This is a genomic window from Streptomyces halobius (assembly GCF_023277745.1).
Classification (GTDB): domain Bacteria; phylum Actinomycetota; class Actinomycetes; order Streptomycetales; family Streptomycetaceae; genus Streptomyces; species Streptomyces halobius.
Window position 1 is genome coordinate 4061408 of sequence record NZ_CP086322.1, and the last position, 22932, is coordinate 4084339.

22 protein-coding genes and 3 pseudogenes are annotated in these 22932 nt (G+C 69.9%); 11 read left to right on the top strand and 14 right to left on the bottom strand.

Annotated elements, in window-relative coordinates:
- The first annotated feature begins 44 nt into the window (after positions 1-44).
- Positions 45-1667, top strand: coding sequence for a cytochrome P450 (locus K9S39_RS18345; RefSeq protein ID WP_248864445.1), 1623 nt, complete (start codon positions 45-47; stop codon positions 1665-1667).
- A gap of 20 nt (positions 1668-1687) precedes the next feature.
- Here the strand turns inward: K9S39_RS18345 and K9S39_RS18350 are convergent, their stop codons facing one another.
- The 4 genes from K9S39_RS18350 to K9S39_RS18365 all read right to left on the bottom strand — a co-directional run bounded on the left by K9S39_RS18350 (position 1688) and on the right by K9S39_RS18365 (position 4815).
- Complete coding sequence (locus K9S39_RS18350; RefSeq protein WP_248868853.1) at positions 1688-2575, bottom strand: EamA family transporter; 888 nt, start codon at positions 2573-2575, stop codon at positions 1688-1690.
- A 282-nt stretch (positions 2576-2857) separates the two neighbouring features.
- Positions 2858-4066, bottom strand: a complete 1209-nt coding sequence (locus K9S39_RS18355) for a cytochrome P450 (protein WP_248864446.1) — start codon at positions 4064-4066, stop codon at positions 2858-2860.
- Positions 4067-4318: 252 nt separating this feature from the next.
- Positions 4319-4525, bottom strand: coding sequence for a hypothetical protein (locus K9S39_RS18360; protein ID WP_248864447.1), 207 nt, complete (start codon positions 4523-4525; stop codon positions 4319-4321).
- Positions 4525-4815 carry a hypothetical protein gene (locus K9S39_RS18365; protein ID WP_248864448.1) on the bottom strand — a complete coding sequence of 97 codons (291 nt, stop codon included), beginning with the start codon at positions 4813-4815 and terminating at the stop codon, positions 4525-4527. Before K9S39_RS18365 ends, K9S39_RS18360 begins: the two co-directional genes overlap by 1 nt.
- Before the next feature lie 172 nt (positions 4816-4987).
- Between K9S39_RS18365 and K9S39_RS18370 the strand changes: the two are divergent.
- Positions 4988-5643: pseudogene (locus K9S39_RS18370) on the top strand (DUF6879 family protein); the annotation flags it as partial.
- A 49-nt stretch (positions 5644-5692) separates the two neighbouring features.
- On the opposite strand, the gene K9S39_RS18375 reads toward K9S39_RS18370, so the two are convergent.
- Together K9S39_RS18375 and K9S39_RS18380 are read right to left on the bottom strand one after the other, a co-directional pair.
- Positions 5693-5893 (bottom strand): DUF397 domain-containing protein, encoded by a 201-nt coding sequence (locus tag K9S39_RS18375; protein ID WP_248864449.1) that lies wholly within the window; start codon positions 5891-5893, stop codon positions 5693-5695.
- 6 nt (positions 5894-5899) lie between these two features.
- Positions 5900-6751, bottom strand: a complete 852-nt coding sequence (locus K9S39_RS18380) for a helix-turn-helix domain-containing protein (RefSeq protein ID WP_248864450.1) — start codon at positions 6749-6751, stop codon at positions 5900-5902.
- A gap of 221 nt (positions 6752-6972) precedes the next feature.
- Between K9S39_RS18380 and K9S39_RS18385 the strand changes: the two genes are divergently transcribed.
- Together K9S39_RS18385 and K9S39_RS18390 are read left to right on the top strand one after the other, a co-directional pair.
- Positions 6973-7497: an ATP-binding protein gene (locus K9S39_RS18385; RefSeq protein WP_248864451.1), complete on the top strand. Its 525-nt coding sequence runs from the start codon at positions 6973-6975 to the stop codon at positions 7495-7497.
- 319 nt (positions 7498-7816) lie between these two features.
- Positions 7817-8158 carry a hypothetical protein gene (locus tag K9S39_RS18390; protein ID WP_248864452.1) on the top strand — a complete coding sequence of 114 codons (342 nt, stop codon included), beginning with the start codon at positions 7817-7819 and terminating at the stop codon, positions 8156-8158.
- Here K9S39_RS18390 and K9S39_RS18395 read toward each other — a convergent pair.
- The 3 genes from K9S39_RS18395 to K9S39_RS18405 form a co-directional block, all read right to left on the bottom strand.
- Positions 8145-8405, bottom strand: coding sequence for a hypothetical protein (locus K9S39_RS18395; RefSeq protein WP_248864453.1), 261 nt, complete (start codon positions 8403-8405; stop codon positions 8145-8147). The genes K9S39_RS18390 and K9S39_RS18395 overlap by 14 nt on opposite strands.
- Before the next feature lie 188 nt (positions 8406-8593).
- Positions 8594-11554 (bottom strand): FAD-binding and (Fe-S)-binding domain-containing protein, encoded by a 2961-nt coding sequence (locus tag K9S39_RS18400; protein ID WP_248864454.1) that lies wholly within the window; start codon positions 11552-11554, stop codon positions 8594-8596.
- Positions 11555-11841: 287 nt separating this feature from the next.
- The gene (locus tag K9S39_RS18405; protein ID WP_248864455.1) at positions 11842-12405 is read right to left on the bottom strand and encodes a hypothetical protein; all 564 of its coding nucleotides are present in this window, start codon (positions 12403-12405) and stop codon (positions 11842-11844) included.
- 98 nt (positions 12406-12503) lie between these two features.
- Between K9S39_RS18405 and K9S39_RS18410 the strand changes: the two genes are divergently transcribed.
- The 5 genes and pseudogenes from K9S39_RS18410 to K9S39_RS18430 all read left to right on the top strand — a co-directional run.
- Positions 12504-12875, top strand: a complete 372-nt coding sequence (locus K9S39_RS18410) for a WCX domain-containing protein (RefSeq protein ID WP_248864456.1) — start codon at positions 12504-12506, stop codon at positions 12873-12875.
- Between the two features lie 62 nt (positions 12876-12937).
- Positions 12938-14056 (top strand): phosphoserine transaminase, encoded by a 1119-nt coding sequence (gene serC / locus K9S39_RS18415; protein ID WP_248864457.1) that lies wholly within the window; start codon positions 12938-12940, stop codon positions 14054-14056.
- A gap of 123 nt (positions 14057-14179) precedes the next feature.
- The gene (locus tag K9S39_RS18420; RefSeq protein ID WP_248868854.1) at positions 14180-14464 is read left to right on the top strand and encodes a hypothetical protein; all 285 of its coding nucleotides are present in this window, start codon (positions 14180-14182) and stop codon (positions 14462-14464) included.
- Positions 14448-14708: pseudogene (locus K9S39_RS18425) on the top strand (TetR/AcrR family transcriptional regulator C-terminal domain-containing protein); the annotation flags it as partial. The gene K9S39_RS18420 and the pseudogene K9S39_RS18425, both read left to right, overlap by 17 nt.
- Positions 14705-15103, top strand: a pseudogene (locus K9S39_RS18430) (PPOX class F420-dependent oxidoreductase); the annotation flags it as partial. The pseudogenes K9S39_RS18425 and K9S39_RS18430, both read left to right, overlap by 4 nt.
- 228 nt (positions 15104-15331) lie before the next feature.
- On the opposite strand, the gene K9S39_RS18435 reads toward K9S39_RS18430, so the two are convergent.
- Positions 15332-16369: a TolB-like translocation protein gene (locus K9S39_RS18435; RefSeq protein ID WP_248864458.1), complete on the bottom strand. Its 1038-nt coding sequence runs from the start codon at positions 16367-16369 to the stop codon at positions 15332-15334.
- Positions 16370-16688: 319 nt separating this feature from the next.
- Here K9S39_RS18435 and K9S39_RS18440 point away from each other — a divergent pair, with 319 nt between their 5' ends.
- Positions 16689-17687, top strand: coding sequence for an aldo/keto reductase (locus K9S39_RS18440; protein ID WP_248864459.1), 999 nt, complete (start codon positions 16689-16691; stop codon positions 17685-17687).
- Between the two features lie 377 nt (positions 17688-18064).
- Here the strand turns inward: K9S39_RS18440 and thpR are convergent, their stop codons facing one another.
- The 3 genes from thpR to K9S39_RS18455 all read right to left on the bottom strand — a co-directional run bounded on the left by thpR (position 18065) and on the right by K9S39_RS18455 (position 20930).
- Positions 18065-18643: an RNA 2',3'-cyclic phosphodiesterase gene (thpR, locus tag K9S39_RS18445; protein ID WP_248864460.1), complete on the bottom strand. Its 579-nt coding sequence runs from the start codon at positions 18641-18643 to the stop codon at positions 18065-18067.
- Between the two features lie 251 nt (positions 18644-18894).
- Entirely contained in the window at positions 18895-20451 is a 1557-nt protein-coding gene (locus tag K9S39_RS18450; protein WP_248864461.1) for an MFS transporter, read from the bottom strand.
- A gap of 41 nt (positions 20452-20492) precedes the next feature.
- Positions 20493-20930, bottom strand: coding sequence for a MarR family winged helix-turn-helix transcriptional regulator (locus tag K9S39_RS18455; protein WP_248864462.1), 438 nt, complete (start codon positions 20928-20930; stop codon positions 20493-20495).
- A 160-nt stretch (positions 20931-21090) separates the two neighbouring features.
- On the opposite strand from K9S39_RS18455, the gene K9S39_RS18460 reads away from it, so the two are divergent.
- On the top strand, positions 21091-21318 hold the full coding sequence (locus tag K9S39_RS18460; protein ID WP_248864463.1) for a BrnA antitoxin family protein: 228 nt from the start codon (positions 21091-21093) through the stop codon (positions 21316-21318).
- A 56-nt stretch (positions 21319-21374) separates the two neighbouring features.
- Here K9S39_RS18460 and K9S39_RS18465 read toward each other — a convergent pair whose 3' ends face one another.
- Positions 21375-22844 (bottom strand): NCS2 family permease, encoded by a 1470-nt coding sequence (locus K9S39_RS18465; RefSeq protein ID WP_248864464.1) that lies wholly within the window; start codon positions 22842-22844, stop codon positions 21375-21377.
- Positions 22845-22932: the final 88 nt, after the last annotated feature.

Here is a 22932-nt window from a genome sequence, read left to right on the forward strand (position 1 = left end):
GGATGACGGGTATCGACCGACGCGTATCGACGTCTGGAGGAGCCTTGTCCGTTCCGTCCGCTGTGCCGCCACGTCCCGCTCCGCCCCGACCCCTTCCGCTCCGCCCCGTACCCGGTCCGCGCGGTCTGCCGGGACTCGGGAACCTCCCCGCGTTCGGCAAGGATCCGCTGGCCTTCCTGGTCCGTCTCCGCGACGACTTCGGGGACGCGGTGACCTGGTCACTGGGCCCGATGCGCGGTCTGTTCCTCTCGCATCCGCAACACATCGCCGAGCTGCTGACGACCCGGGAGCAGTCGTTCGACGTCCTCGACATTCTCTGGGCGTTCCGGCAGGTGACGGGCCAGAGCGTCCTCCTCGGCCAGGGGGCGGAATGGCGCCGCAAGCGCGGCCTGGTGCAGCCGACCGTCCGCCCCCGTCAGGTGCGTCCGTATGCCGCGACCATGGTCGAGTGCGCGCGGCTGGCGGCCGAGCGCTGGCGGGAGCGCGAGCGGACCGATGGGCACGAGGCCGTGCAGATCGATGTGCACGAGGAGATGGCGCTGATCACCCAGCAGATCGTGCTCCGGACGCTGTTCGGCAACGACCTCGGCGACCGGACGCGGGCGCTGGGCCAGACGATGACCGTGGCCGAGAAGGTCGTCAGCGACGAACTGCGCGGCATCAACCTCTTCCTGCCCGGCTGGGTACCCACCCCCGGCCGGCGGCGGCTGCTCGCCGCCGTCGCCACCATCGACGCCGAAGTGCACCGGCTGATCAGCGCCCGGCATGCCGGGCAGGTGCGCGCGGCCGCCGGGCTCGGACGGGCCGGGCCGAACGGGCAGGCCCGGGGAGCGGATGCCGACGATATGTCACAGCAGCGCGATGGGCGTCCCCCCGGACGGAGTCCGGGGGAGTTTCCGCCCGGGGCGGTGGCGGGCGACGGGATGTCACAGCAGCGCGAAGCGCTTCCGCCCGGGGCGGTGGCGGGCGACGGGAGGGCGTGCGCAGGCTGCGGCGACCGGGACGATCTGCTCAGCCGGCTCCTCGCGGCCCGGGACGGGGCGGGCCGGCCACTGTCGGCCGAGGAGGTCCGGGACGAGGCGGTGACGCTCTGGGCGGCCGGTCACGAGACCACGTCCACCGCTCTGACCTGGGCCTGGTGCATGCTGGGCCAGTCGCCGAAGGTGCGTGCCCTGCTGGACGACGAACTGGCGCGGGTGCTCGGCGGACGGCTGCCCACCATCGACGACTACGACCGCCTGACCTGGACCCAGCAGATCGTCAAGGAGACACTGCGGCTGTATCCGCCCGCCTGGGCCATCGCCACCGCCGCCCGCGAGGGCGCCACCCTGGGCGGCAGCCGTATCCCGGCCGGGACGACGGTGTGGTGCTCCCAGTGGTCCACCCACCGGGACCCCCGGTGGTTCCCCGACCCCGGGGTCTTCCGCCCCGAGCGCTGGGGCCCCGACGCCCCGCATGTCATCCCGGACCACGCCTGGTTCCCGTTCGGCGGCGGTCAGCGCACCTGCCTGGGCGCCCGCTTCGCCCAGGTCGAGGCGGTACTGCTGCTGGCCACGCTGGCCCAGAGCTTCCATCTGGACCTCGCGCCGGGCCCCGTGACGCCGAAGGCGGGCCTGCTGCTCCAGCCGGCTACGCCGCTGAGGGCGCGGGTGCGGCGGGCGGGTTGAGGGGGGGAAGCGGGGGCGCGTCAGCCGTGCGTCCCCGCGCTCCGTACCGCTCCCACGCTCGCGACCACGACCAGCCCGATCGCCAGCACCTCGGCCCAGCCCAGCGACTGGTGCAGGACCAGGAAGCCGGCGGTGGCCGCGGCGGCCGGCTCCAGGCTCATCATGACCGCGAAGCCGGCGGCCGGGAGCTTGCGCAGGGCGAGCAGCTCCAGCGTGTACGGCAGGACGGACGACATCAGCGCGACGGCGGCGCCCAGGCCCAACGTCACCGGGTTCAGCAGGGCAGCGCCCGCGCTGTGGACGCCCAGCGGCAGACTCAGCACCGCCGCGACGGTCATCGCCAGCGCGAGCCCGTCCGCCTGCGGGAAGCGCTGCCCCGTACGGGCCGAGAGCAGGATGTACGCGGCCCACAGCCCGCCGGCCGCCAGCGCGCACCCGGCACCGAGCGGGTTCAGCCCGTCGAAGCCCTCCCGCCCGAGCAGCGCCACGCCACCGAGCGCCAGCACCGCCCACAACATGCTCAGCGCGCGACGCGAGGTGGCCACGGACAAGATCAGCGGCCCGAGGAACTCCAGGGTGACCGCCGCGCCCAGCGGAATCCGGTCGATCGCCTGATAGAAGAGCGAGTTCATCCCCGCCAGCGCCACACCGAACGCGAGAACCGTGCCCCAGTCACCACGCGTATATCCGCGCACCTTGGGGCGGCAGACGACCAGCAGCACCAGCGAGGCGACGACCAGCCGGAGCGTGACGACGCCCAGCGCACCGGCCCGCGGAAAGAGCAGCACCGCCACGGACGAGCCGAACTGCAGCGAGACGATGCCGCCGATCACCAGCGCCACCGACCCGAGCCGCCCCTGCGCACCCGCCGCCCCGGTGGTCCGGGCCCGGTCCTGGGCCGTCAGCACCTCGGCCGAGGGCGGCACCGACGGGGATATCGCCCCGTCGATGCCACAGGCATCGGGGCCGGAACCGTACGACGCACCGGGGACGGAAGAGAAGGAGGAACGATGACGGGAATTGGCCGATTTGGCCGATACGGGCCCATCAGGAGCGGCAGGCGAAGGGGTCACGCACCCCACGCTAAGGCCCGCCCATCCGCCCCGTGAAATGCCTTTTCCTCTGGTCCGACAGGATCACGATCACGATGGGGGCGGCATCTGGGCAATGTCACCGGAACTGGGATTTTTTCACCATGCGACCGGCAGCTCCAGCGGGTAGCGCCAGATCGCGGTCTTGTTCCAGGAAACCTCCTCGGCCGGTTTCGCCAGTCTCAGCTCCGGAAAACGCTCCAGCAGGGTGCTCAGTGCGACTTCGAGCTCGACGAGGGCGAGCGGAGAGCCCAGGCAGTGGTGGCCGCCCCAGCCGAAGGTCATGTGACTCATGGGAACTTCGCGTTCCAGGTTCAGTTCATCCGGACGGTCGAATTTCTCCGGGTCCCGGTTTGCCGTCAGATAGGAGACATGAACAATGTCCCCGGCCCGGATTTTCACCCCGCTCAATTCCACATCCTCAAGGGCGACCCGCGGAATACCGACGCCCTTGCGGAAGGGAATGAAGCGCAGCATTTCCTCCATCGCCTGCGGCAGCTTCTCAGGGTGGGAGCGCAGCATCGCGAGCTCCGCGGGCCGGGTGAGGAGGGTGTAGGAGAGGTTGCCGATCTCGTACATCGTGGTGTCCTGGCCGGTGATGAGCAGGACCATCGCCATGACGGTCAGTTCGTCGTCGTCGAGGACCTCATCGCCGTCACGGGCCATGGCCAGGGCGCTGATCATGTCGTCGCCCGGGTTACGGCGCCGTTCGGCCGTCAGCTCCGCGAAGTACGCGCGCATATCGGCCTTGGCGCGTTTGGCGTTGTCGCGGTTCTCAGCGGTGACGTTCATCATCGTCCGGGCGTGTGCGCGCAGCTGGGCGCTGTGGCCGTCGGGGATGTCGAGAACCTCGCAGATCGTCGTCAGGGGCAGCGGATTGGCCAGGCTTTCCATCAGGTCGGCCGGCGGGCCGTGTTCCGCCATGCGGTCCAGCAGTTCGTCCACGACATGCTGGGTGCGGGCCCGCATCCGCTCCACCTGCCGCGGCGCGAACGCCTTGGAGACCAGGCTCCGCAGCCGGCTGTTGGCGGGCGGGTCCATCACATTGATCGCCTCGTCCTGGACGATCGGCTCCGGCGTCATCCGGGGGAAATCCTTGCCGACGATCGCGTGCCGGCTGAAGCGCCGGTCCGTGGTCACCGTCCGCACATCCTCGTACCGGGTGACCAGCCAGGCCTCGCCTTCCCCGTATGGCAGTTTGATACGGGCGACGGGTTCCTCGGTCAGCAGGCGCTTGAGTGTCGGATCGAACTCAAGGGCCTCGGCGTAGTCGAACGGACAGTTCCAGACATTGGAGCCGGATTCCATGTGGCGATCTCCCGAAGTCGGAGGGACAGGACCACCCCGTTCTCACTATCAGGTAAAAGGCAAACCTGGTCATGCCCTGACGTCCGAATGCCGCGCCACTTGGGTGGCGGCCCGCGAGGTTCCGGACGTCATCCCGGAACGGATCACGAAAGGGGGTGAGGAGGAGGAACCCGGTAAGGCGGGTGTCCATTCCTGGTAACCCTGGCCGCGCACCGGCAGCCGATCCACGACCAGTTACTGCTCCTACTGGCCCTACTCCCCCAGATGCAGCGGACACCGGTACTCCGGGCGCACCCGGTGCGGGCTGCAGGCGATCAGGTTGAGCGAGAGGAAACGATCTCCGCTCACCCACCACCCACCGACCCGGTCCTCCCCCGCCGCCAGACCGCCCGCTCCGGCCGTTTCCTGCCAGGGAACGGCGGCCGGGGCGGGAGTCTTCGCGGCTGCCCGCTGCCCCATCACGACTCAGACGCGTGGGCCATCCGATGCCGGACGATCAGCACGTTGAAATCGGTCACCCGGCTGAGATCTCGCTCCGCTTCGGCTCGCTTCCGGCCGAGCTCCAGGTCAGTGCAGACGGGGCAGCGGCCTTCCGGCCAGGCACACCTCAGCTCGCCGAGCCGCAGCTCAGGCGATGCAACATCCACTCGGAGTGGTGACAGTGTCATCTCGACAGAGGTCAGCGCACTGCGGAGGGAGACGGATGCCTTGACGGGGTCGGTCCGCTGCTGATTGTCCGGTGCGGTCATGAGCGGGACGTTAGGGATCGAGAAATGTACCTACTACGCGATGTTCGCTGATGTTCTCGATCACGGCTGGATGTTCTCGTGTGTTCTCACGCAGGGCACTGCACTCCGTGGTGCAGTGCCTCGGAGACCGAGATACTGGACGGGCGCAACCTCCACTACGAGGGAGACAACCATGGCGCGACGACTGCGCTTCACGGGCACAGACAGCAAGTTCGGAGGCTGTCCTGCTCTGCACGAAGACCTGGAAACGGGCGAGATCATCGTGCAGGGAGCACCGCTCACCGACGCCGCAGACCTCAATCAGCTCCAGCACTTCGGTTCGGGGATTCTGCCGTCATTGTTCCTCGCGAACTGCTTGTGAACTGGGGTCCGAAGGAGACGGATCGCGTGCCTGAACTGATCGATCAGAGTGAGTTCCTCAAGCTCTTCGAAACCTTCGAGCACTCGGCATGGCACCTCGAAACGCGACGCGCCTACGCCTCGGACCAAGAGGACGAGAGCTACCGAGAGTTCATCGACACCGGCACCGTGACATGGGATCTGGATATCGCATGGTGCACGAACATGCGCGCGCAGACTGCGGCCGGTAAGCACGTCGGCAGGGTGCGCATCGTTGACAATCCACCGACCAGCGGCCAGCTCTTTCTCCTCGGCTACGCGAGGTGCAACGCAGCCACGGGTGAGGACGTCCGCAATCTATGGCGTGCCGACGCAGACCGGCTGCGCCTGCCCGCCGAAGACTTCTGGATCTTTGACTCCCGGCTGGTCGCCCTGCTGAACTTCGATGACGCCGATGTTCTAAGGCGCTTGAGGCCATGCGCTGACCCGACGCACTGCAAGAGCGCTGCGGCCATACTGCCGCAGCGCTATGGTCGGTTCAGGCTCTTCCGAACGTGTCGCCCCTTATCCCGCACAGCAAACCGGCGAGCGCGGCTGAGCTGGTGGCCACTATGGTCCGACGGGGATCGTCGCTCTCACGTATCAGGATGGTGTCCTTCGCGTCCGCGGCCAGGTAGAGGCAGTTGGACGAGTCGCCGCTGAAGCTCGACTTCTGCCAGTGATGCACTGTGGTCTCCATGGCTTCTCAGATGCTTTCTGCGATGTGGTTGATGAAGTCCCGGGATTTCCCCGGTTCGAGGGAGCAATCTTCCATACGCTGCAGGATTGTCCGGTACTTGACGAGCTGCGCCTCGGAGTCCAGGAATTCGCACCCGTGGTGGACGTCGAGCTGGACCGTGTCCAGTTGGCGGACGGCCCCAAGGGCGTAGTCGAAGGACTGCCCGTTTCCGGGGAAGCCGTCCATCCCAAAGGGGATCACGCGCACGGAGATATTCTTCTGGGTACTCATGTCCACGAGATGGTGCAGTTGGGCACGAGCAACGTCCGGGCCACCGAAACCCATGCGCAGTGCGGCCTCGTGGATGATGGTGCGATATGGCTTCGCATCGGTTCCGAAGATGATCCCCTGCCTCCTGATCCTGTAGGCAAGGCGGTGCTCAATCTCGTATGCCCGTAGCGGTGGCACAACTTGCGTAAAGAGCGAACGAGCATGTTCGAGCGTCTGAAGTAGCGCCGGGATATGCATAGTGAGAGCGCCCCGCAATTCCACTGCGTGGTGCTCAAGTTCAGCAATATCGATGAGCGCGGCAGGCAGGTGCTCTCGGTACTCGTCCCACCAGCCCCGGGTTCTTCCACCGGTCATCGCGGCCAAGGCGTCCACCAACTCTTCGTCCGCGCAGGAGTAAATACCTACGAGGGTGCGTACCCGCTCCGCACTGATAGCACCTCGACCGGACTCAATCATGCTGATGTTGGCTGTATTGACGCCCAGTTGGGAAGCGGCCTTCGTGGCGGACAGGTCGGCCTGCTGACGAAGCTTGCGCAGCTCATGCCCCAGGCGCCGCTGCCTCAGGGTGGGACTACCGACGGGGACCATGACGTACTCCTTGGCTCTGCACTTGACGCGTCACCCACACGAGGGGATTGAGCAAGGTTCCTCGTATAGCGCAGTTAAAGTTAACCATGAACCGTTAGGGTTGTGAGCCAAGCCGCCCAACCACCCACCCCCACCAGCGGATTCGCACCGCACAGGGATGGGGCGGAACTCGTACGCACCTCTACGCACACATCAACTCCGCATCCCATGAGGAGAACTCGATGAGCCGTACCGTATCCCCGCAATCCCCCTCGTCCGAGTCGGCCGACAAGCCGTGGGCCTACTCGTTCCACCTTCCCCACAGCCCCCGGTCCGTCCGCGTGGCACGACTCGCCCTGCATGCCGTGCTCCATGGACACGGGATGTCCGAACTGATCGACACCGCAGAGCTGCTGACCAGCGAGATGGTCAGCAACTCCTACCGGCACGCTCCTGATGGCCCCACCCAGGTCCGCGTGCGCGGGCTCGCGGAGAGCCGGCTACGGGTGAGCGTCTGGGACAGCAACCCCGTTATCCCCACCCCCTTCGACCGGCCGCCCGGCCCGTACGCGTACGAGCTCGCGGCGGCCAGGGTGGCCGAGAGGGCCACGGAAGTCGATGGGCGCGGGCTGCTCCTGGTCCAGCTCTGTGCGGACAACTGGGGCGGCTACTCGCTCGACCAGTTCCCGTATGGCCCGGGCGCGACCGGCAAGCTCCTCTGGTACGAGCTGATCCAGAGCTACGACTCCTACGGGGTCGCCGCGTGAATGCGTTCCTTGCACACCCCGTAATCAGCCATACCGAGGAGAGCGAAGCATGTGGGCATGGCTTGGTCCCGGTGGACGCATGAGCACGGGGCTGGGACGTCGACCGGGACGTCACCGGAAAGACCGGATGAGTCGAGTGGGCCTGATAACGAGGATGGGCCGGATGGGCTGGATGGAGCGAAAGGGGCGCCGGCCACGCGTCGGCACGGCGCCAGCTACCGGCGCCGCTCAAGCCGTAACGGCCCCGCAAGGCCCGGCCTACCGGGCAGAGGCCACGGCCCGCCGCCCGGACGGGTCCCCGATCGACCTCGGTGGGTGGGTGTCGTACTCACCTGGCCGGGCCGTGGGCTGGATCCGTGAGCGGGCGGAGCACGTGGCGCAGCAGTTAGGTGCCCCGTACGACGGGGCGATGCGGGCCTGGCTGGACGAAGTGGCCGAACACCGGTGGGCGGTGGACGGGCTCGCGGCCGGAATCCCGTTCATCCTCAGGGCCGTTGATGCAGAGGGGTGCACGTATGCACTCACCGCCCGACCGGATGTGGAGCCCCGTACGGAGACCCATACCGAGGGCCGTACGGCGACGGCTTCACATCACGGGATACCTGCGGAATCGGAATCCGGCCCCGAACGCTCCCCGCTCTCACCGCTCACTCGTACGTGAATTCCACGTCGTTGCTTCTCTCGCCGTCACCCTCGGCTACGACATGCACGGTCCCCGCACCCTTGGGAACAGTGATGTCGAGCTCCGTGTGGCCGTCCGGGTAGGTCTCCTCGTACCAGTCCTCGGCACTGAGCTTGGTATCTCCCCATCGCACCGTGGTAGCGGAGTCCAGATCCCCACGGATGGTGACCCACTTCTGGCCTGCCCGGCCTTGGGGAGGATCGATACTGTCGATGTGCAGGGTCATCGCGGCGCCCTTTCGGCGGGGGATTGTCCGGGACGGACGGGATGCCATGGATCGGACGCCGTTCCGCCCTGTGGCGGGCCGGAAACCTGTGCCCAGTCGGGTACATCTCCGTTCGCCTCCGTTCCACTGTTCGACGGGGAACGGCGTACCGCAACCGCGGAAGCGGGGCGCCGGGAGTGGAGCATGGATCACCCCCGGCACCAGCCCGTACCCTCCGCCAGCACCTCGGCCACATGCCGCCCCCGCCGTCCCCCCAGCTGGTCCAGCTGTGTACGGCAGGAGAAGCCGTCGGCGAGTACCACGGCGTCGGCGGGTGCTTTCCGCACCGTCGGGAGAAGTTGCTCCTCCGCGCAGGCGGCCGATACGTCGTAGTGGCCCCGCTCGAAGCCGAAGTTGCCTGCCAGACCGCAGCAGCCACCGGTCAACTCACCCTCCAAGCCAGCCCGTTCGCGTAGGCGGCGTTCGGCGGCGTCGCCCAGGACGGCGTGCTGGTGGCAATGGGTCTGGCCCACGACGGGGCGGTTGAGGCGTGGGGGCTGCCAGTCGGGGGCGAGTTCTTCCAGGGTCTGGGCGAAGGTTCGTACGGAGGCGGCGAGTTGGGCGGCGCGGGGGTCGCCGGACAGCAGCTCGGGCAGGTCGGTGCGGAGGGCCGCCGCGCAGCTTGGTTCGAGGACGACGAGGGGGCGGCCTGCGCTGAGCAGGGGGCTCAGGACCTCGACGGTGCGGCGCATGACCTTGCGTGCCTGGTCCAGCTGGCCGGTGGAGACGTAGGTCAGCCCGCAGCAGAGGGGCGGACGGTGCAGGCGGGGCTGGGGGAAGGCGCCGCCCGTAGTCAGGCGTACCGGTGCGGTCGGTGGCAGGAGGGGGCGCAGGCCGGCGGCTTCCAGGACGTGGACGGCGGCTTGGCCGACGGATGGGGAGAGGTAGTTGGTGAAGGTGTCGGGCCAGAGGATGACCAGGTGGCCGGGTCCGCCCCCCACGCGGCCCTGCGCCCGCCTTCGCCACCACCAGCGGGTGAAGGGTTCCGTGGCCAGCGGGGGGATGGAGCGCTCGGGAGCGATTCCGGCGAATCGCTTGCCGATGGCTGCCAAGGGCGTACGGGCCAGTGCGTTGAGGACGGGGGCGGCCGCGGCCGAAGCGTGCAGCCACTGGGGCAGGCGGCCCATGGAGTAATGCGAGGCCGGACGTACCCGGCCCGCATAGTGGTGGTGCAGGAATTCCGCCTTGTACGTGGCCATGTCGACGCCTACGGGGCAGTCGCTGCGGCAGCCCTTGCAGGAGAGGCAGAGGTCCAGGGCGTCGCGCACCTCCGGCGACCGCCAGCCCTCCGTGACGACCTCGCCCGCGAGCATCTCGTGGAGGAGCCGCGCCCGCCCCCGGGTGGAGTGCTGTTCCTCGCCGGTGGCGCGGAAGGAGGGGCACATGACGTCGCGGGATGCTGAACCCAGCGATTCCGTACGGCATTTGGCCACACCTACGCATCGGCGTACGGCCGCCGAGAAGTCCCCGTCGTCGTGCGGATAGCCGAATTCGACCGGCACCGGCCGCCTCGGCAGGACGTCGAAGCGGAGGTTCTCGTCCAGCCGCGCGGGGCGTACCAGCATGCCGGGGTTCAGGCCGGCTGCCGGATCCCAGAGGTCCTTGAATCGGGCGAACAGACCCACCAGCTCCGGGCCGTACATCTTGGGGAGGAGCTCGGACCGTGCCTGGCCGTCGCCGTGTTCGCCGGAGAGCGAGCCGCCGTGCGCGACCACCAACTCGGCGAGGTCGGAGGAGAACTGGCGGAAGCGGCGGATGCCCGGAGCGGTCATCAGGTCGAAGTCGATACGGATGTGGATGCAGCCGTCGCCGAAATGGCCGTACGGGGTGCCGCGCAGCTGGTGATCAGCCAACAGCGCGCGGAAGTCCCTGAGGTAGGGGCCGAGTTGGGAGGGCGGTACGGCGCAGTCCTCCCAGCCGGGCCAGGCTTCCGAGTCGTCGGGCATACGGGTCGCCGTACCGGACGCGTCCTCGCGCACCCGCCACAGCGCCCGCTGCCCGGCCGCGTCGGTGACGAGGGTGTGGTCGGTGGCGCCGTCCGCGGCCGCCGCCCGGCACAGCGCCTCGGCCCGAGCCGTCGCCTCGGCGCGGCTCCCGCCGCCCATCTCGACGAACAGCCAGGCCCCGCCCTTGGGCAGCCCGGCCGCGCCGCCCACCAGATCGGCGGCCATCCCCTCGACGGTCAGCGGACGGTGCGGGAGCAGCGTGTGCGCGGCCTCGGCCGCCGCGCTCTCGTCCGGGTAGCCGAGGACGGCGAGCGCCCGCGCCGCCGGGGTCTCCACCAGCCGTACGGTTGCCTCCGTCAGCACGCCGAGGGTGCCCTCGCTGCCGGTGAGCGCCCGCGCCAGATCGGTGCCCGCCTCCGGCAGCAGCGCGTCCAGCGCATAGCCGGAGATCCGGCGGGGGAGATCGGGGTAGCCGGTGCGCAGCAGCGCCAACTCGCCGTCCACCAGGGCCTTCACGCCGTCACGGAGACGCGGGGGCAGTCCGGTGGGGCAGCCCGCGGAGTCCGTCCCGCGGCCGGCCCGCACCGGCTCGCCGCCGTACGTCAGCAGCTCCAGCTCCCGCACATTGTCGGCGGTGGTTCCCCAGGCCACCGAGTGGGCGCCGCACGAGTTGTTGCCGATCATGCCACCGAGGGTGCAGCGGCTGTGCGTGGACGGATCGGGGCCGAAGGTCAGGCCGTGCGGGGCGGCCGCCGCCCGCAGATCGTCCAGCACCACGCCGGGCTGGACGACGGCCGTACGGGCGGCGGGGTCCAGCGACACGATCCGCCGCATGTGCCGGGTGAAGTCCAGTACGACGCCGGTGCCGGTGGCCTGTCCGGCGATGCTGGTCCCGCCGCCCCGGGGCACGACCGGCACGCCGCGTTCCCGGCACACCCGCAGCGCCGCCGCGACGTCCTCGGCGTCCCGGGGTGCGACCACCGCCCGGGGCACCCGCCGGTAATTGGACGCGTCCATCGTCATCAGTGCCCGGTCGGCCGCGGTGAACGAGACCTCCCCTCGTACCGCGGCGGCCAACTCCTGTTCCAGGTCCCGCTGCTTCCGTTCCAGATCCCGCTGCTTCTGTTCCAGGTCCCGCTGCCCTGTCTCCGTACGATCAGCCATGCCCCCAGCCTGCCCACTCGGACCGGGTCCTGGCGCCTCGGCTGGCCCGTCGGTGGGGTGAGGGGGTGGCGGGTAAGGGTGACGGGGAGCGGCCGGACGGGCTCCGCAACGCCGCCGGGCCGCTTCCCGACCGCCTTCGGGCCGCCTCCGGGCCACCTCCGGAATGTCTCCGTACGGCTCTGCGGGTGGCGGGTACCGGTGCCGGGCCGGTGCCATGTCGGTGTCCCACGGGTGACGCACACTGCCGATGTCCTACAGGTGGCGGGTACCGGTGCCGCACCGATGCCCTACGGGTGGCGCGTCCCGGCCCCGGCCTCGGACGGAAGGCGCGTCCCGACGTCGTACGCGTGACGCGTCCCGGCGTCGTACGGGTGGCACGTTCCGACATCGTTCGGGTGGCTCGTCCCGGCATCGTACGGGTGGAACCGGAACATGTTCTCCGGGTCGTGGGCGGCCTTCAGCGCGGCCAGCCGCCGGTGCGCCCCGTCGCCGTGGAGGCTGCGCGCCACCTCGGTTCGACGGCGGGCGGCCGCGGCCGCCCGCTCCCCGTGCGCGCCGAAGACGAAGTTCACGTTCCGGCCGAGCCGCCACGGTGCGACGGCGGCGAGCGCCTCGTCGTGCAGCGCCCGTACGGCCGCCAGGTCCGTCGCCGGATCCGCCTGCGGGCCGCCGGCGCCCAGCGGCGACAGCAGCCGCAGCAGAAACCGCGCATCACGGTGGCCGACAGCGCCCGCCGCCCCGTCGCCCGCCGCCATCGCACCCCCCATGTGGTTGAGCTGCAGCACAACCATCACCGGCGCGGTCGGCGCGGCTTGCGGCCGCAGCGACTCCGGTCCGGTCAGCGCGGCCACCCGTCGCAGCGCCGCCGCATCGAGCCCGCTGAGCAGCGCATTGTCACCGCTGTAGGCATGCGGATCGCGCGGGTCCTGAGCGGCCGGCGCCGGTACGGGTGACCGCCCGGATCCGCCGCGACCGGCTCGATCTGGCCGGACGCATCCTCGGCCCCGCACTGACCGACCCGCCACGAACGGGTGACGCGGCGCACGAGGCGGATGAAGAGGACGAGGCGAACGATCCGACCGAAGCCCACGAAGGTGAAGACACCCCATCAGGAGCAACCACCCCCACCGACTGGGCCACCCTCCACCTCGCCTACCCCGTCCTCGACGCCGTGCGCCAACTGCGCCAGTTCGGCGACTCCCTTGAGGTGCTCGACCCGCCCGAGGCCCGCCAGGCGCTGGCCCGCGCCGCGGCCGCCATCGCCGACGTCTACGCCACGGACGCCGCCGCCCCGGACCCCACCGTCTCACCGGGCGCATGACCCTCATCTCATCCGGTGGACGCGGAGCCGGACCCCACGTCACAACGGATTAGGCTTCGCCCGTGGCTGATATCCAGATTCCCGCTGACATCAAGCCCGCCGACGGACGCTTCGGCGCTGGCCCCTCCAAGGTGCGTACGGAGGCGCTCGCCGCCCTCGCCGCCACCGGTAGCTCACTTCTCGGTACGTCCCACCGCCAGGCCCCGGTCAAGAACCTGGTCGGCAAGGTGCGCGACGGCGTACGCGACCTCTTCCAGCTCCCCGAGGGCTACGAGGTCATCCTGGGCAACGGCGGCTCCACCGCATTCTGGGACATCGCGACGCACGGCCTGATCGAGAACAAGTCCCAGCACCTGGCCTTCGGCGAGTTCTCCTCCAAGTTCGCCAAGGCGGCCAAGCTCGCGCCCTGGCTGGCCGAGCCCACCGTCATCTCCGCCGACCCGGGCGACCACCCGGAGCCGCGAGCCGAGGAGGGCGTGGATGTCTACGCCCTCACCCACAACGAGACCTCGACCGGTGTCGCCGCGCCCATCAAGCGCGTCGCGGGCGCCGACTCCGGCTCCCTCGTCCTGGTCGACGCCACCTCCGGCGCCGGCGGCCTGCCCGTGGACATCACCGAGACCGATGTCTACTACTTCGCCCCGCAGAAGTCCTTCGCCTCCGACGGCGGACTGTGGATCGGAGTCTTCTCCCCGGCCGCGATCGAGCGCGCCGAGCGCATCCACGCCTCCGGCCGCCACGTCCCCGAGTTCTTCTCCCTCCCCACGGCGATCGACAACTCCCGCAAGAACCAGACGTACAACACCCCGGCCCTGGCCACCCTCTTCCTCCTCAACGAGCAGCTGGAGTGGATCAACGGCCAGGGCGGCCTGGTCTGGGCGGTCCGCCGTACCGCGACCTCCTCTGGCACCCTCTACGGCTGGGCCGAGGACTCCAAGCACACCACCCCGTTCGTCGCCGACCCGGCCAAGCGCTCGCAGGTCATCGGCACGATCGACTTCAGCGACGACATCGACGCGGCCGCCATCGCCAAGGCCCTGCGCGCCAACGGCATCGTGGACACCGAGCCCTACCGCAAGCTCGGCCGCAACCAGCTGCGCGTCGCGATGTTCCCGGCGACCGACCCGGCCGACGTCGAGGCGCTGACGACCTGCATCGACTACGTCATCGAGAAGCTGTAACGGACAGGCCGCCGTAGCGGCTTCCCGACGGGCCCCGGCGGGCGACTGCCGGGGCCGTTCGTCGACCGCATCGTCACGGCGGCGGTGGCGGTGGCCGACGCCGAAGGGCTCGCCGCACTGCCCATGCGCCGGGTCGCCACCGAACTGGACGTCGGCACCATGTCGCTCCACCGCTACGTCCCGGGCAAGGCCGAACTCCTCGACCTGATGCTCGACAAGGTCGTGACCCTCGACGCCGACGCGCGCCCCGACCCCGACGCCGACTGGCGCCCGGCCCTCGAAGCGGCCGCCCGCGAGAGCTGGCAGCCGCACCAGGAACACCCCCGGCTGCGCCGGCTTCGTCACCGGCACCGCCCGCACCCAGCTCAACTCCGTACTCGCCGAAAAGCGCACCGGCATCAGCAATGACGCCTTCTGGCAGGCCCAGCAGCCGATTCTGTCGAAGGCGATGCTCAGCGGCCGCTACCCGGCCCTAGCCGCCCTCGACGAGGACGCCTTCGCCGACGGCGAGACCCCGGTCTTCGAGCTGGGGCCGGCCGCGCTCCTGGACGGTTTCGAGGAGGTCATCGCCGTCCATACACGGCCGAATGGGTGGTTCAGGGCAACTCCGGGCATGACGAAACGGTCCGCTTGTGTCTGTATGGGGACATGACGATTCCAGCGATCCCCGGCCTCGCCCCCTTCGAGCGGCAGGGCACGATCCTGCTCACCTCGTTCAAACGGGACGGCAGCGGGGTCGGCACGCCGATGAATATCGCCGTCGACGGCGACCACGCGTATATCCGCACGTACGGCAGCGCCTGGAAGGCGAAACGGATGCGCAACTTCCCCGAGGTGGAGATCTGCCCCTCCACCTTTCGCGGCCGGCCCACCGGTCCCACGCTCAGAGCACGGGTCCGGCTGCTCGACCCGAAAACCCGGGAGTACCGGCGCGCGGAGCGCTCCCTGACCCGTAAGTACCCACTGATCCACGGCCTGTTGGTGCCGCTCGCGCACCGCCTCAAGAAGGAGAAGACGCTCCATTACGAGCTGCGGCTGATCGAGGAGGAGGGCGAAGGAACAGCTGAGGCCGAAGAGGCGAGGAAGGGTCAGGGGAAAGGCGAGAGGGACAGCCCCAGCGCGGGGAACGGCCCGAGCAAGGGAGAGGGCGGAAGCAAGGGCCAAAGCAAGGGGAAAAGCAAGGGCGAAGGCGGAACCAAACCGGACGACTCCCAGTAAGCCCCGGTAAGCCCCGGTAAGCCCCAGCCATCCAAGCCCTTACCTCCCAGCCCTCCCCTACTCCCGCCGCCGCACCAGCTTCCGCAGCAGCATCACCAACGCCGTGGCCCCGAGCAAAACCAGCGCCCCCTTACCGAAACTCGGCTGCATCCCGGCATCCTCCGAATTCCGGGAACTCCCCTCCTCTGCACCGCTATTGCCGCTCCCCCCCGAAGCCGCATCCGAATCCCCCTCCCCGGGGCCAGCGCCCCCCTTCGCCGACTCCGGCAACTGACTTCCCGTCAGCTCAACCGGTTCGACCTCACTGCCTTCCCCCTCGGATCCGTACATCAGCGTCCGCCCGTCGGGGGCGAAGGTGACCGACTCCCCCTGCTGCTGGATCGGCACGCCCACGCTGCCGATGTCCTTCGGGCGGCCGTCCTGCCAGCGGTACATCCGGCCACCGAAATAGCTGCGCAGCGCCAGCCTGGTGCCGTCCGGGGAGAACGCACCATCGGTCACCCAGAGGTCGATCGGCGCGACCTTGCGGAAGGTGTTGACTCCGGAGGTGCTGAGCCGCTGCGGGCCCTCGTAGAGCGCGCCGCCCCCGCCCTGCTTCTTGCTGGCGATATAGGCCCGGCCGGTCTTGGGATGCACCATCAGCGCCTCCGCGTCGCGCGGCCCGTCGGCGTACTTCACGGTGAACTGTGCCGCGGTGACCGTCGCGTCACGCAGCCGCTTCGGCTCGGGGAAGCGATAGATCCACACGTGGTCCCACGTACCGCCCCTGTTGTCCCCGATATCGCCGACGTAGACATACCCGTCCGGGCCGATCGAGATCGCCTCGACGTCCCGGGGGGCGCCGATCCCGCGCAGCGTGACAGTGGCGACGGTACGCCCGGACGCGGCCTCGACGGCGTAGACGTACGGGCCGTCATCGCTGTCGTTGTGGGTCCAGTAGATCCCGGGGTGAGCGCGGCTGGCGGCCAGGCCGCTGGACTCGGTGATCCTGGCGTCACGGACCTTGAAGCCGTCGGGCTCATCGGCGGCGGCCGGCCCAACCGCCGCGCACAGCACCATCCCCGCGGCACCGGCCGCGCACAGAAGCGAACGCATGGGCACAGACTGCCATCCCGGACCGCGCGGAGCGTCGGCGGCGTGACGGCTCCACGCCAATAGCCGCGCCCCGCCGGAACGGTGTCAGGACGCGAGTCACCACAGTGGGGCGTCGGGGGCCGTACGCGGCGCGCGAGGGCGGGTCGGTGCGCGCGCTGCCCTAGGCGGTGTCCGGCCCGGCAAGGCGGTGTCCGGACCGGCGAGAGCGGGGCGCCCCCGATCGGCCCAAGCCGAGCGCAGCGGACAACCAAGCCGACCACGGCCAAGCGCACGCGTCCCACTTGATTCGAGCGCACTCCAAGGAGTTGGCTGACCTCCCATGGAGTACACGCAGCTCGGACGCACCGGACTCAAGGTCAGCCGACTCGTCCTCGGGACGATGAACTTCGGGCCTCAGACGGACGAGGCCGACAGCCACCTCATCATGGACGCCGCGCTCGACGCGGGCGTCAACTTCTTCGACACCGCCAACGTCTACGGATGGGGCGAGAACAAGGGCCGTACGGAAGAGATCATCGGCTCCTGGTTCGCCAAGGGCGGCGGCCGGCGCGACAAGACCGTGCTGGCCACCAAGGTCTACGGCAACATGGCGACGGACGGCGGGCAGGTCTGGCCCAACCACGACAAGCTGTCCGCGGTCAATATCCGGCGCGCGGTCGACGGCAGCCTCAAGCGGCTGGGGACCGACCACATCGACCTCTACCAGTTCCACCACGTCGACCGCGCGACGCCCTGGGACGAGATCTGGCAGGCCATCGATGTCCTCGTCCAGCAGGGCAAGGTCCTCTACGCCGGGTCCTCGAACCACGCCGGCTGGCATATCGCCCAGGCCAACGAGACGGCCCGGCGCCGTGGTTCCTACGGCCTGGTCAGCGAGCAGTGCCTCTACAACCTCGCGGAGCGGCGCGCCGAGATGGAGGTCATTCCGGCGGCCGAGAGCTACGGGCTGGGCGTCATTCCCTGGTCCCCGCTGCACGGCGGGCTGCTGGGCGGCGCCCTCCGCAAGGAGCGGGAGGGCGGCGGGGCGCGGACGGTCTCCGGCCGCTCGGCCGACTCCCTCGCCAACTCCGCGATCCGCGACCGGATCCAGTCCTACGAGGACCTGCTCGACAAGCACGGCCTGGCGCCCGGCGAGGTCGCACTGGCCTGGCTGCTCACCCGGCCCGGCGTGACCGGCCCCATCGTCGGCCCCCGGACCGCCGACCAGCTCGCCTCCGCGCTGCGCGCCGTGGAGCTGAAGCTGTCGGACGAGCTGCTCGCCTCGCTCGACGAGATCCTCCCCGGGCCGGGACCGTCGCCGGAGGCGTTCGCCTGGTGAGGCAGCGACGGCGGGCGGTGCGCCGAGGGCGGTGGTGATGCGCCGAGAGCAGTGGTGGTGCACCACGTGGCCGTCGGCGGCGGTGATCGCATTGGCCGTCGGCGGCGGTGCGCCGCGTGGCCGTCGGGTCGTCCAGGGTGGGCTGCGTGCCCGTCGGCGGCGGTGCGCCGAGGGGGATGATGGGCCGTATGCCCGACGTCGGCGGTGCGCCGCGTGGCCGTCGGTGTGGCGGCCGACGGCATGGCCGACGTCATGGCCATCGAGGTGATCAGCCCAGCGCGGCCGCCACGATCACGACGATGAGCAGCACGGCGAGCAGGCCGGACATGATCCGGTTTCGGGTCTTGGGATCCACCCCGCGAGCGTAACCGGCCGCCTCACCTGCCCAGCGGCCAGGCCGCCTCCGTCTCGTACCGGGGCTGCTCGCCGGGCGCGCCGGAGACCGGCAGATTGCTGCGGACGAGGGCCAGCTCGCCGACCGTCCAGCCGCTGCTCTCGAATGCGTCGAGGACGGCGGCGAACGGGGCGAGATGGGCCCGCGCCCCCCGGTCACGGCCGCGGGCGATGGTCAGATGCGGGTGGTACGGGCGGTGCGCGTGCCCCGCGCTGACCAGCCCGGCCTTGCGCGCCGCGGCCTCCGCCGACCCGGCCAGATGCCGCATGGCCTCCCGGTCCCCGGCGACCCCGGCCCATAGCGCGCGGTCACCGAAATGCCCGCCACCCTTGATCCACATCTCGTACGGATGGTGACGGTGCGCGGCCCGCTCCAGGCGCAGACGCAGCTCCGGCACCAGCTCGTCCGCCACCTCCCCGTAGAACGCCAGGGTGAAGTGCCAGCCCGGCCGCCCGGTCCAGCGCAGCCGGTCCGCGCCGGACAGCCGGCGCAGCGCCGCCACCTCGGCGGCCAGTTCCTCGATCGCCACCCGGGGCGGCAGCACCGCCGCGAAGAATCTCATGCGACCAGTCTGGCGCACGGGTTGACGCGGGCGGGCCCAGCCGGACGTACAGGGCCCTCCGGTCGGGCCGGCGGACGCACAGGGCGCTTCGCTCGGGCCGACGTACGTACGCGGCACCCGCCCGGGCCGACGTACGTATGGCGACCGGTCCCCGTGTCCCCCGCACGGGCCTGCCCCCTCCTCCCCCTGCCGCTCCACACCCGCGTCGCGAGCCCGAACACGGTCGGGCCCGACGGCCGCCGCCGCGGCCATCAAGCCACCGCAGCCACCCGCTCCCGCCCCTCCGCGCCCCCGTCCTGCCCGTCCCCCGCCGCGTGCCCGCCGGGCGCCGGCCCCCGCTCACGCGGGACGAAGGCCAGGTGCCGGCTCCCCCGGCGCAGGTCGATCCTCAGCCGCAGTCCGCCGGCCCGGGCCAGGATCAGGCCGATGACGGCACCGGCCGCGAGGGAGACCACGCCGCCGGTCAGGAAGCCGATCCGGGCGCCGTACGCATCGGTGACCCAGCCGACGAGCGGCGCGCCCAGGGGCGTACCGCCCATGAAGACCATCATGAACAGGCTCATCACCCGGCCGCGCATCACCGGATCGGTGGCCATCTGGACGCTCGCATTGGCGGTCACGTTGATGGTGAGGCCGACCATGCCGATGGGGGCGAGCAGGGCGGCGAAGATCCAGAAGGAGGGGGCAAGAGCGGCGGTGATCTCCAGGGCGCCGAACACCATCGCCGCGCCGACGAGCATCCGCAGCCGGGAGGACGCGCGCCGCGCCGCGAGCAGTGCGCCGATCAGCGAGCCGGCCGCCATCAGACCGTTGAACAGGGCATATGTGCCGGCGTCGGCGTGGAAGACCTGGGAGACGAAGGCGGTCAGCCAGATCGGAAAGTTGAAGCCGAAGGTGCCGATGAAGCCGATGAGGACGATGGGCCAGATGAGGTCGGGGCGCCGCGAGACATAGCGCAGGCCCTCCCGCAACTGGCCCTTGCTGCGCGGGGCCCGGTCGACCTTGTGGAGCTCGGCGGTACGCATCATCAGCAGTCCGGCGACCGGCGCGAGGAACGACAGGCCGTTCAGCAGGAAGGCCCAGCCGCTGCCGAAGGCGGTGATCAGCACACCTGCCACGGCCGGGCCGACCAGCCGCGCGGACTGGAAGTTGGCGGAGTTGAGGCTGACGGCGTTCCGCAGGTCGTCCGGGCCGACCATCTCGACGACGAATGCCTGGCGGGAGGGGTTGTCGAGGACGGTGACCAGGCCGAGGGCGAAGGCCATCAGGTAGACGTGCCAGACCTGGACATGGCCGCTGAGAGTGAGCACGGCGAGGGCCAGGCCGGTCAAGCCCATGGCGGACTGGGTGATCAGCAGCAGCTTGCGCTTGGGGAAGCGGTCGGCGATGACGCCGCCGTAGAGCCCGAAGAGCAGCAGGGGGAGGAACTGCAGCGCGGTGGTGATGCCGACCGCGCCCGACGAGCCGGTGAGGCTCAGGACCAGCCAGTCCTGGGCGATGCGCTGCATCCAGGTGCCGGTGTTGGACACCACCTGGCCGGTGGCGAAGAGGCGGTAGTTGCGGATGCGGAGTGAGCTGAACATGCCCTTCCGCAGTGTGGCGGTGGGGCCGGTGGCAGTACGAGCGGTATCCGGGCCGGTGACGGTGCCGCCGGTGGTGGTGCGAGCGGCGTCCGGGCCGGTGCGGGCACCGGCAGGTGCGGCTATGCCCGCGGCGGGGCCCGCGGCGGGCGCGGGCGCGTCGTCGGACTCCGTGTCGTGGTCGGGGTTCGGTGCGGGGGCGGAGTGTGCTCCGGATCCCGTACTCAAAGTGGTTTCGCCTCCTTGGCCTGGGTCCTTGGTCTGGGGTTTCACATCTCTGCGAGTTTCTCCAGTACGGGCGCGGCGGCCCGCAGCTTCGCCCACTCGTCCGCGTCCAGCCCGGAGGCCAGCTCGGCGAGCCAGGCATTGCGCTTGCGACGGCTCTCGTCGAGCATCGCCTCGGCCTGTTCTGTCTGGGTGACGACCTTCTGACGGCGGTCGTCGGGGTGCGGCTCCAGCCGGACCAGTCCCTTGGCCTCCAGCATGGCCACGATGCGGGTCATCGACGGCGGCTGCACATGCTCCTTGCGGGCCAGCTCACCGGGAGTGGCGTGGCCGCGCCGGGCGAGGGTGCCGAGTACGGACATCTCGGTGGGGCTGAGCGACTCATCGACCCGCTGGTTCTTGAGGCGGCGGGACAGGCGCATCACGGCGCCGCGCAGAGCGCTCACGGCAGCGGCATCGTCGCCGCTGAACAGTTCCGGCATGGTCATTAGCATAACTCATTACCTTGGCTAAATTAAAGCTCTTGGTCTACCCCCGAGTTCCTCTCGCTCACCCACATGAGCTCCGACTCGATCACCCATATGGGTGAGGTCGTAGCCGAAAGTGACACGGCTGACCGGGTGGTGCGGGGACCGTGTCGGTATGGGATCGAGAGTGCTCAGCCTGCGGGTCGAAGGGGAGTTGCTGGAACGCATCCGGCAGCACGCCGCGAAACGCGGAATGAGCGTCCAGGACTATGTGATCCGGACGCTCATCCGCGATGACTTCGACGAACGCTTCAAGACGTCGGTCGACGAGACGGAGCGGTTCTACGACGAGACAGAGCGGTGCTGCAGCGGCGCCGCCATAGAAGCCCCGGGGGCCACTTGACCCCCGGCGCCCCCGGCAAACCGCTGACCGGCCCCTGAAGTGCCGCTGCCCGCCGCCTACTTGACGCCCAGCAGCTGCTCGATCGGGTTCAGCAGGAAGTAGACGAGGAAACAGAGCCCGACGACGTCCAGCAGCCACGGGATCTTCTTGAAGTGTCCGGTCGCCGTCCGCAGCAGGATGTGGGCCAGGATGCCGATGCCGATGCCGTTGGTGATGCTGTAGGTGAACGGCATCGAGATGATCGTCAGGAAGGCCGGGATGCCGACGGTGAGGTCGCCCCAGTCGATGTCCCGGACGTTCGAGGCCATGATCAGGAAGCCGACGACAAGCAGCGCGGGGGTCGCGGCCTGTGCGGGCACCACGGTCGCCAGCGGTGTGAAGATCAGCGCCAGCAGGAAGAGGCCGCCGGTCATCAGATTGGCCAGGCCGGTGCGAGCCCCCTCGCCGACACCGGCCGTGGACTCCACGAAGCAGGTGTTGGCGGAGGCGGAACCGGCGCCGCCGGCCGCGACCGCGATGCCGTCCACCATCAGGATCCGGCCCATGCCCGGCAGATTGCCGTCCTTGTCGGTCAGTCCGGCCTCCTCGCCGACGCCGATGATGGTGCCCATCGCGTCGAAGAAGCCGGACAGCAGGACGGTGAAGACGAAGAGGCAGCCGGTGAGCACACCGACTTCCTTGAAGCCGCCGAAGAGGCTGATGTCGCCGATCAGGCCGAAGTCGGGGGCGCCGACGATGTGTTCCGGGAGGTTGGGGACGGCCAGGCCGCCCCAGGCGGCGTCCGGGATGTCGGCGAGCGCGTTGATCACGATCGCGACGACGGCCATGGTGACCATGCCGATGAGGATCGCGCCCTTGGTCCGCCGCACGATCAGCATGAACATCAGCACCAGGCCGAGGACGAACACCAGCACCGGCCAGCCCGCGAGCTGACCGTCCTGGCCCAGGCCCATCGGGACGGTGGTGTGCGCGGCGTCCGGGTTCCGGGTGACGAAGCCCGCGTCGACCAGGCCGATCAGCGAGATGAACAGGCCGATGCCGATCGCGATGGCGCGCCGCAGCCCGCCCGGGATCGCGTCCATCACCCGCTGCCGCAGTCCCGAGGCGACCAGGATCATCAGCACCAGACCGGCGAGCACGACCATGCCCATCGCGTCCGGCCAGCTCATCTTGGGGGCGAGCTGGAGGGAGACGACGGCGTTGATGCCGAGGCCGGCGGCGATGGCGATGGGGACATTGCCGATGACGCCCAGGAGGATCGTGCTCAGACCGGCCATCAGCGCGGTGGCGGTGACCAGCTGGGCGTTGTCGAGTTGCTGGCCGTATTTGTCGGTGCCGGCGCCGAGGATGATCGGGTTCAGCACGATGATGTAGGCCATCGCGAAGAACGTGGCCAGGCCGCCACGGAGTTCACGGCCGACCGTCGACCCCCGCTCGGAGATCTTGAAAAACCGGTCGAAGCCGTTCTTGGAGGGATGACCTGGGCTCTTGAGGGGGTCGACCGGCATGGTGGTCGAGGGCGACATGCGAGGACCTCAGTCGTACGGGCCTGGGGGAGGCGCGGGGGCCCAAGGGCCCGGAACACAGACAACGACAGCAAACATGAAGAACTGG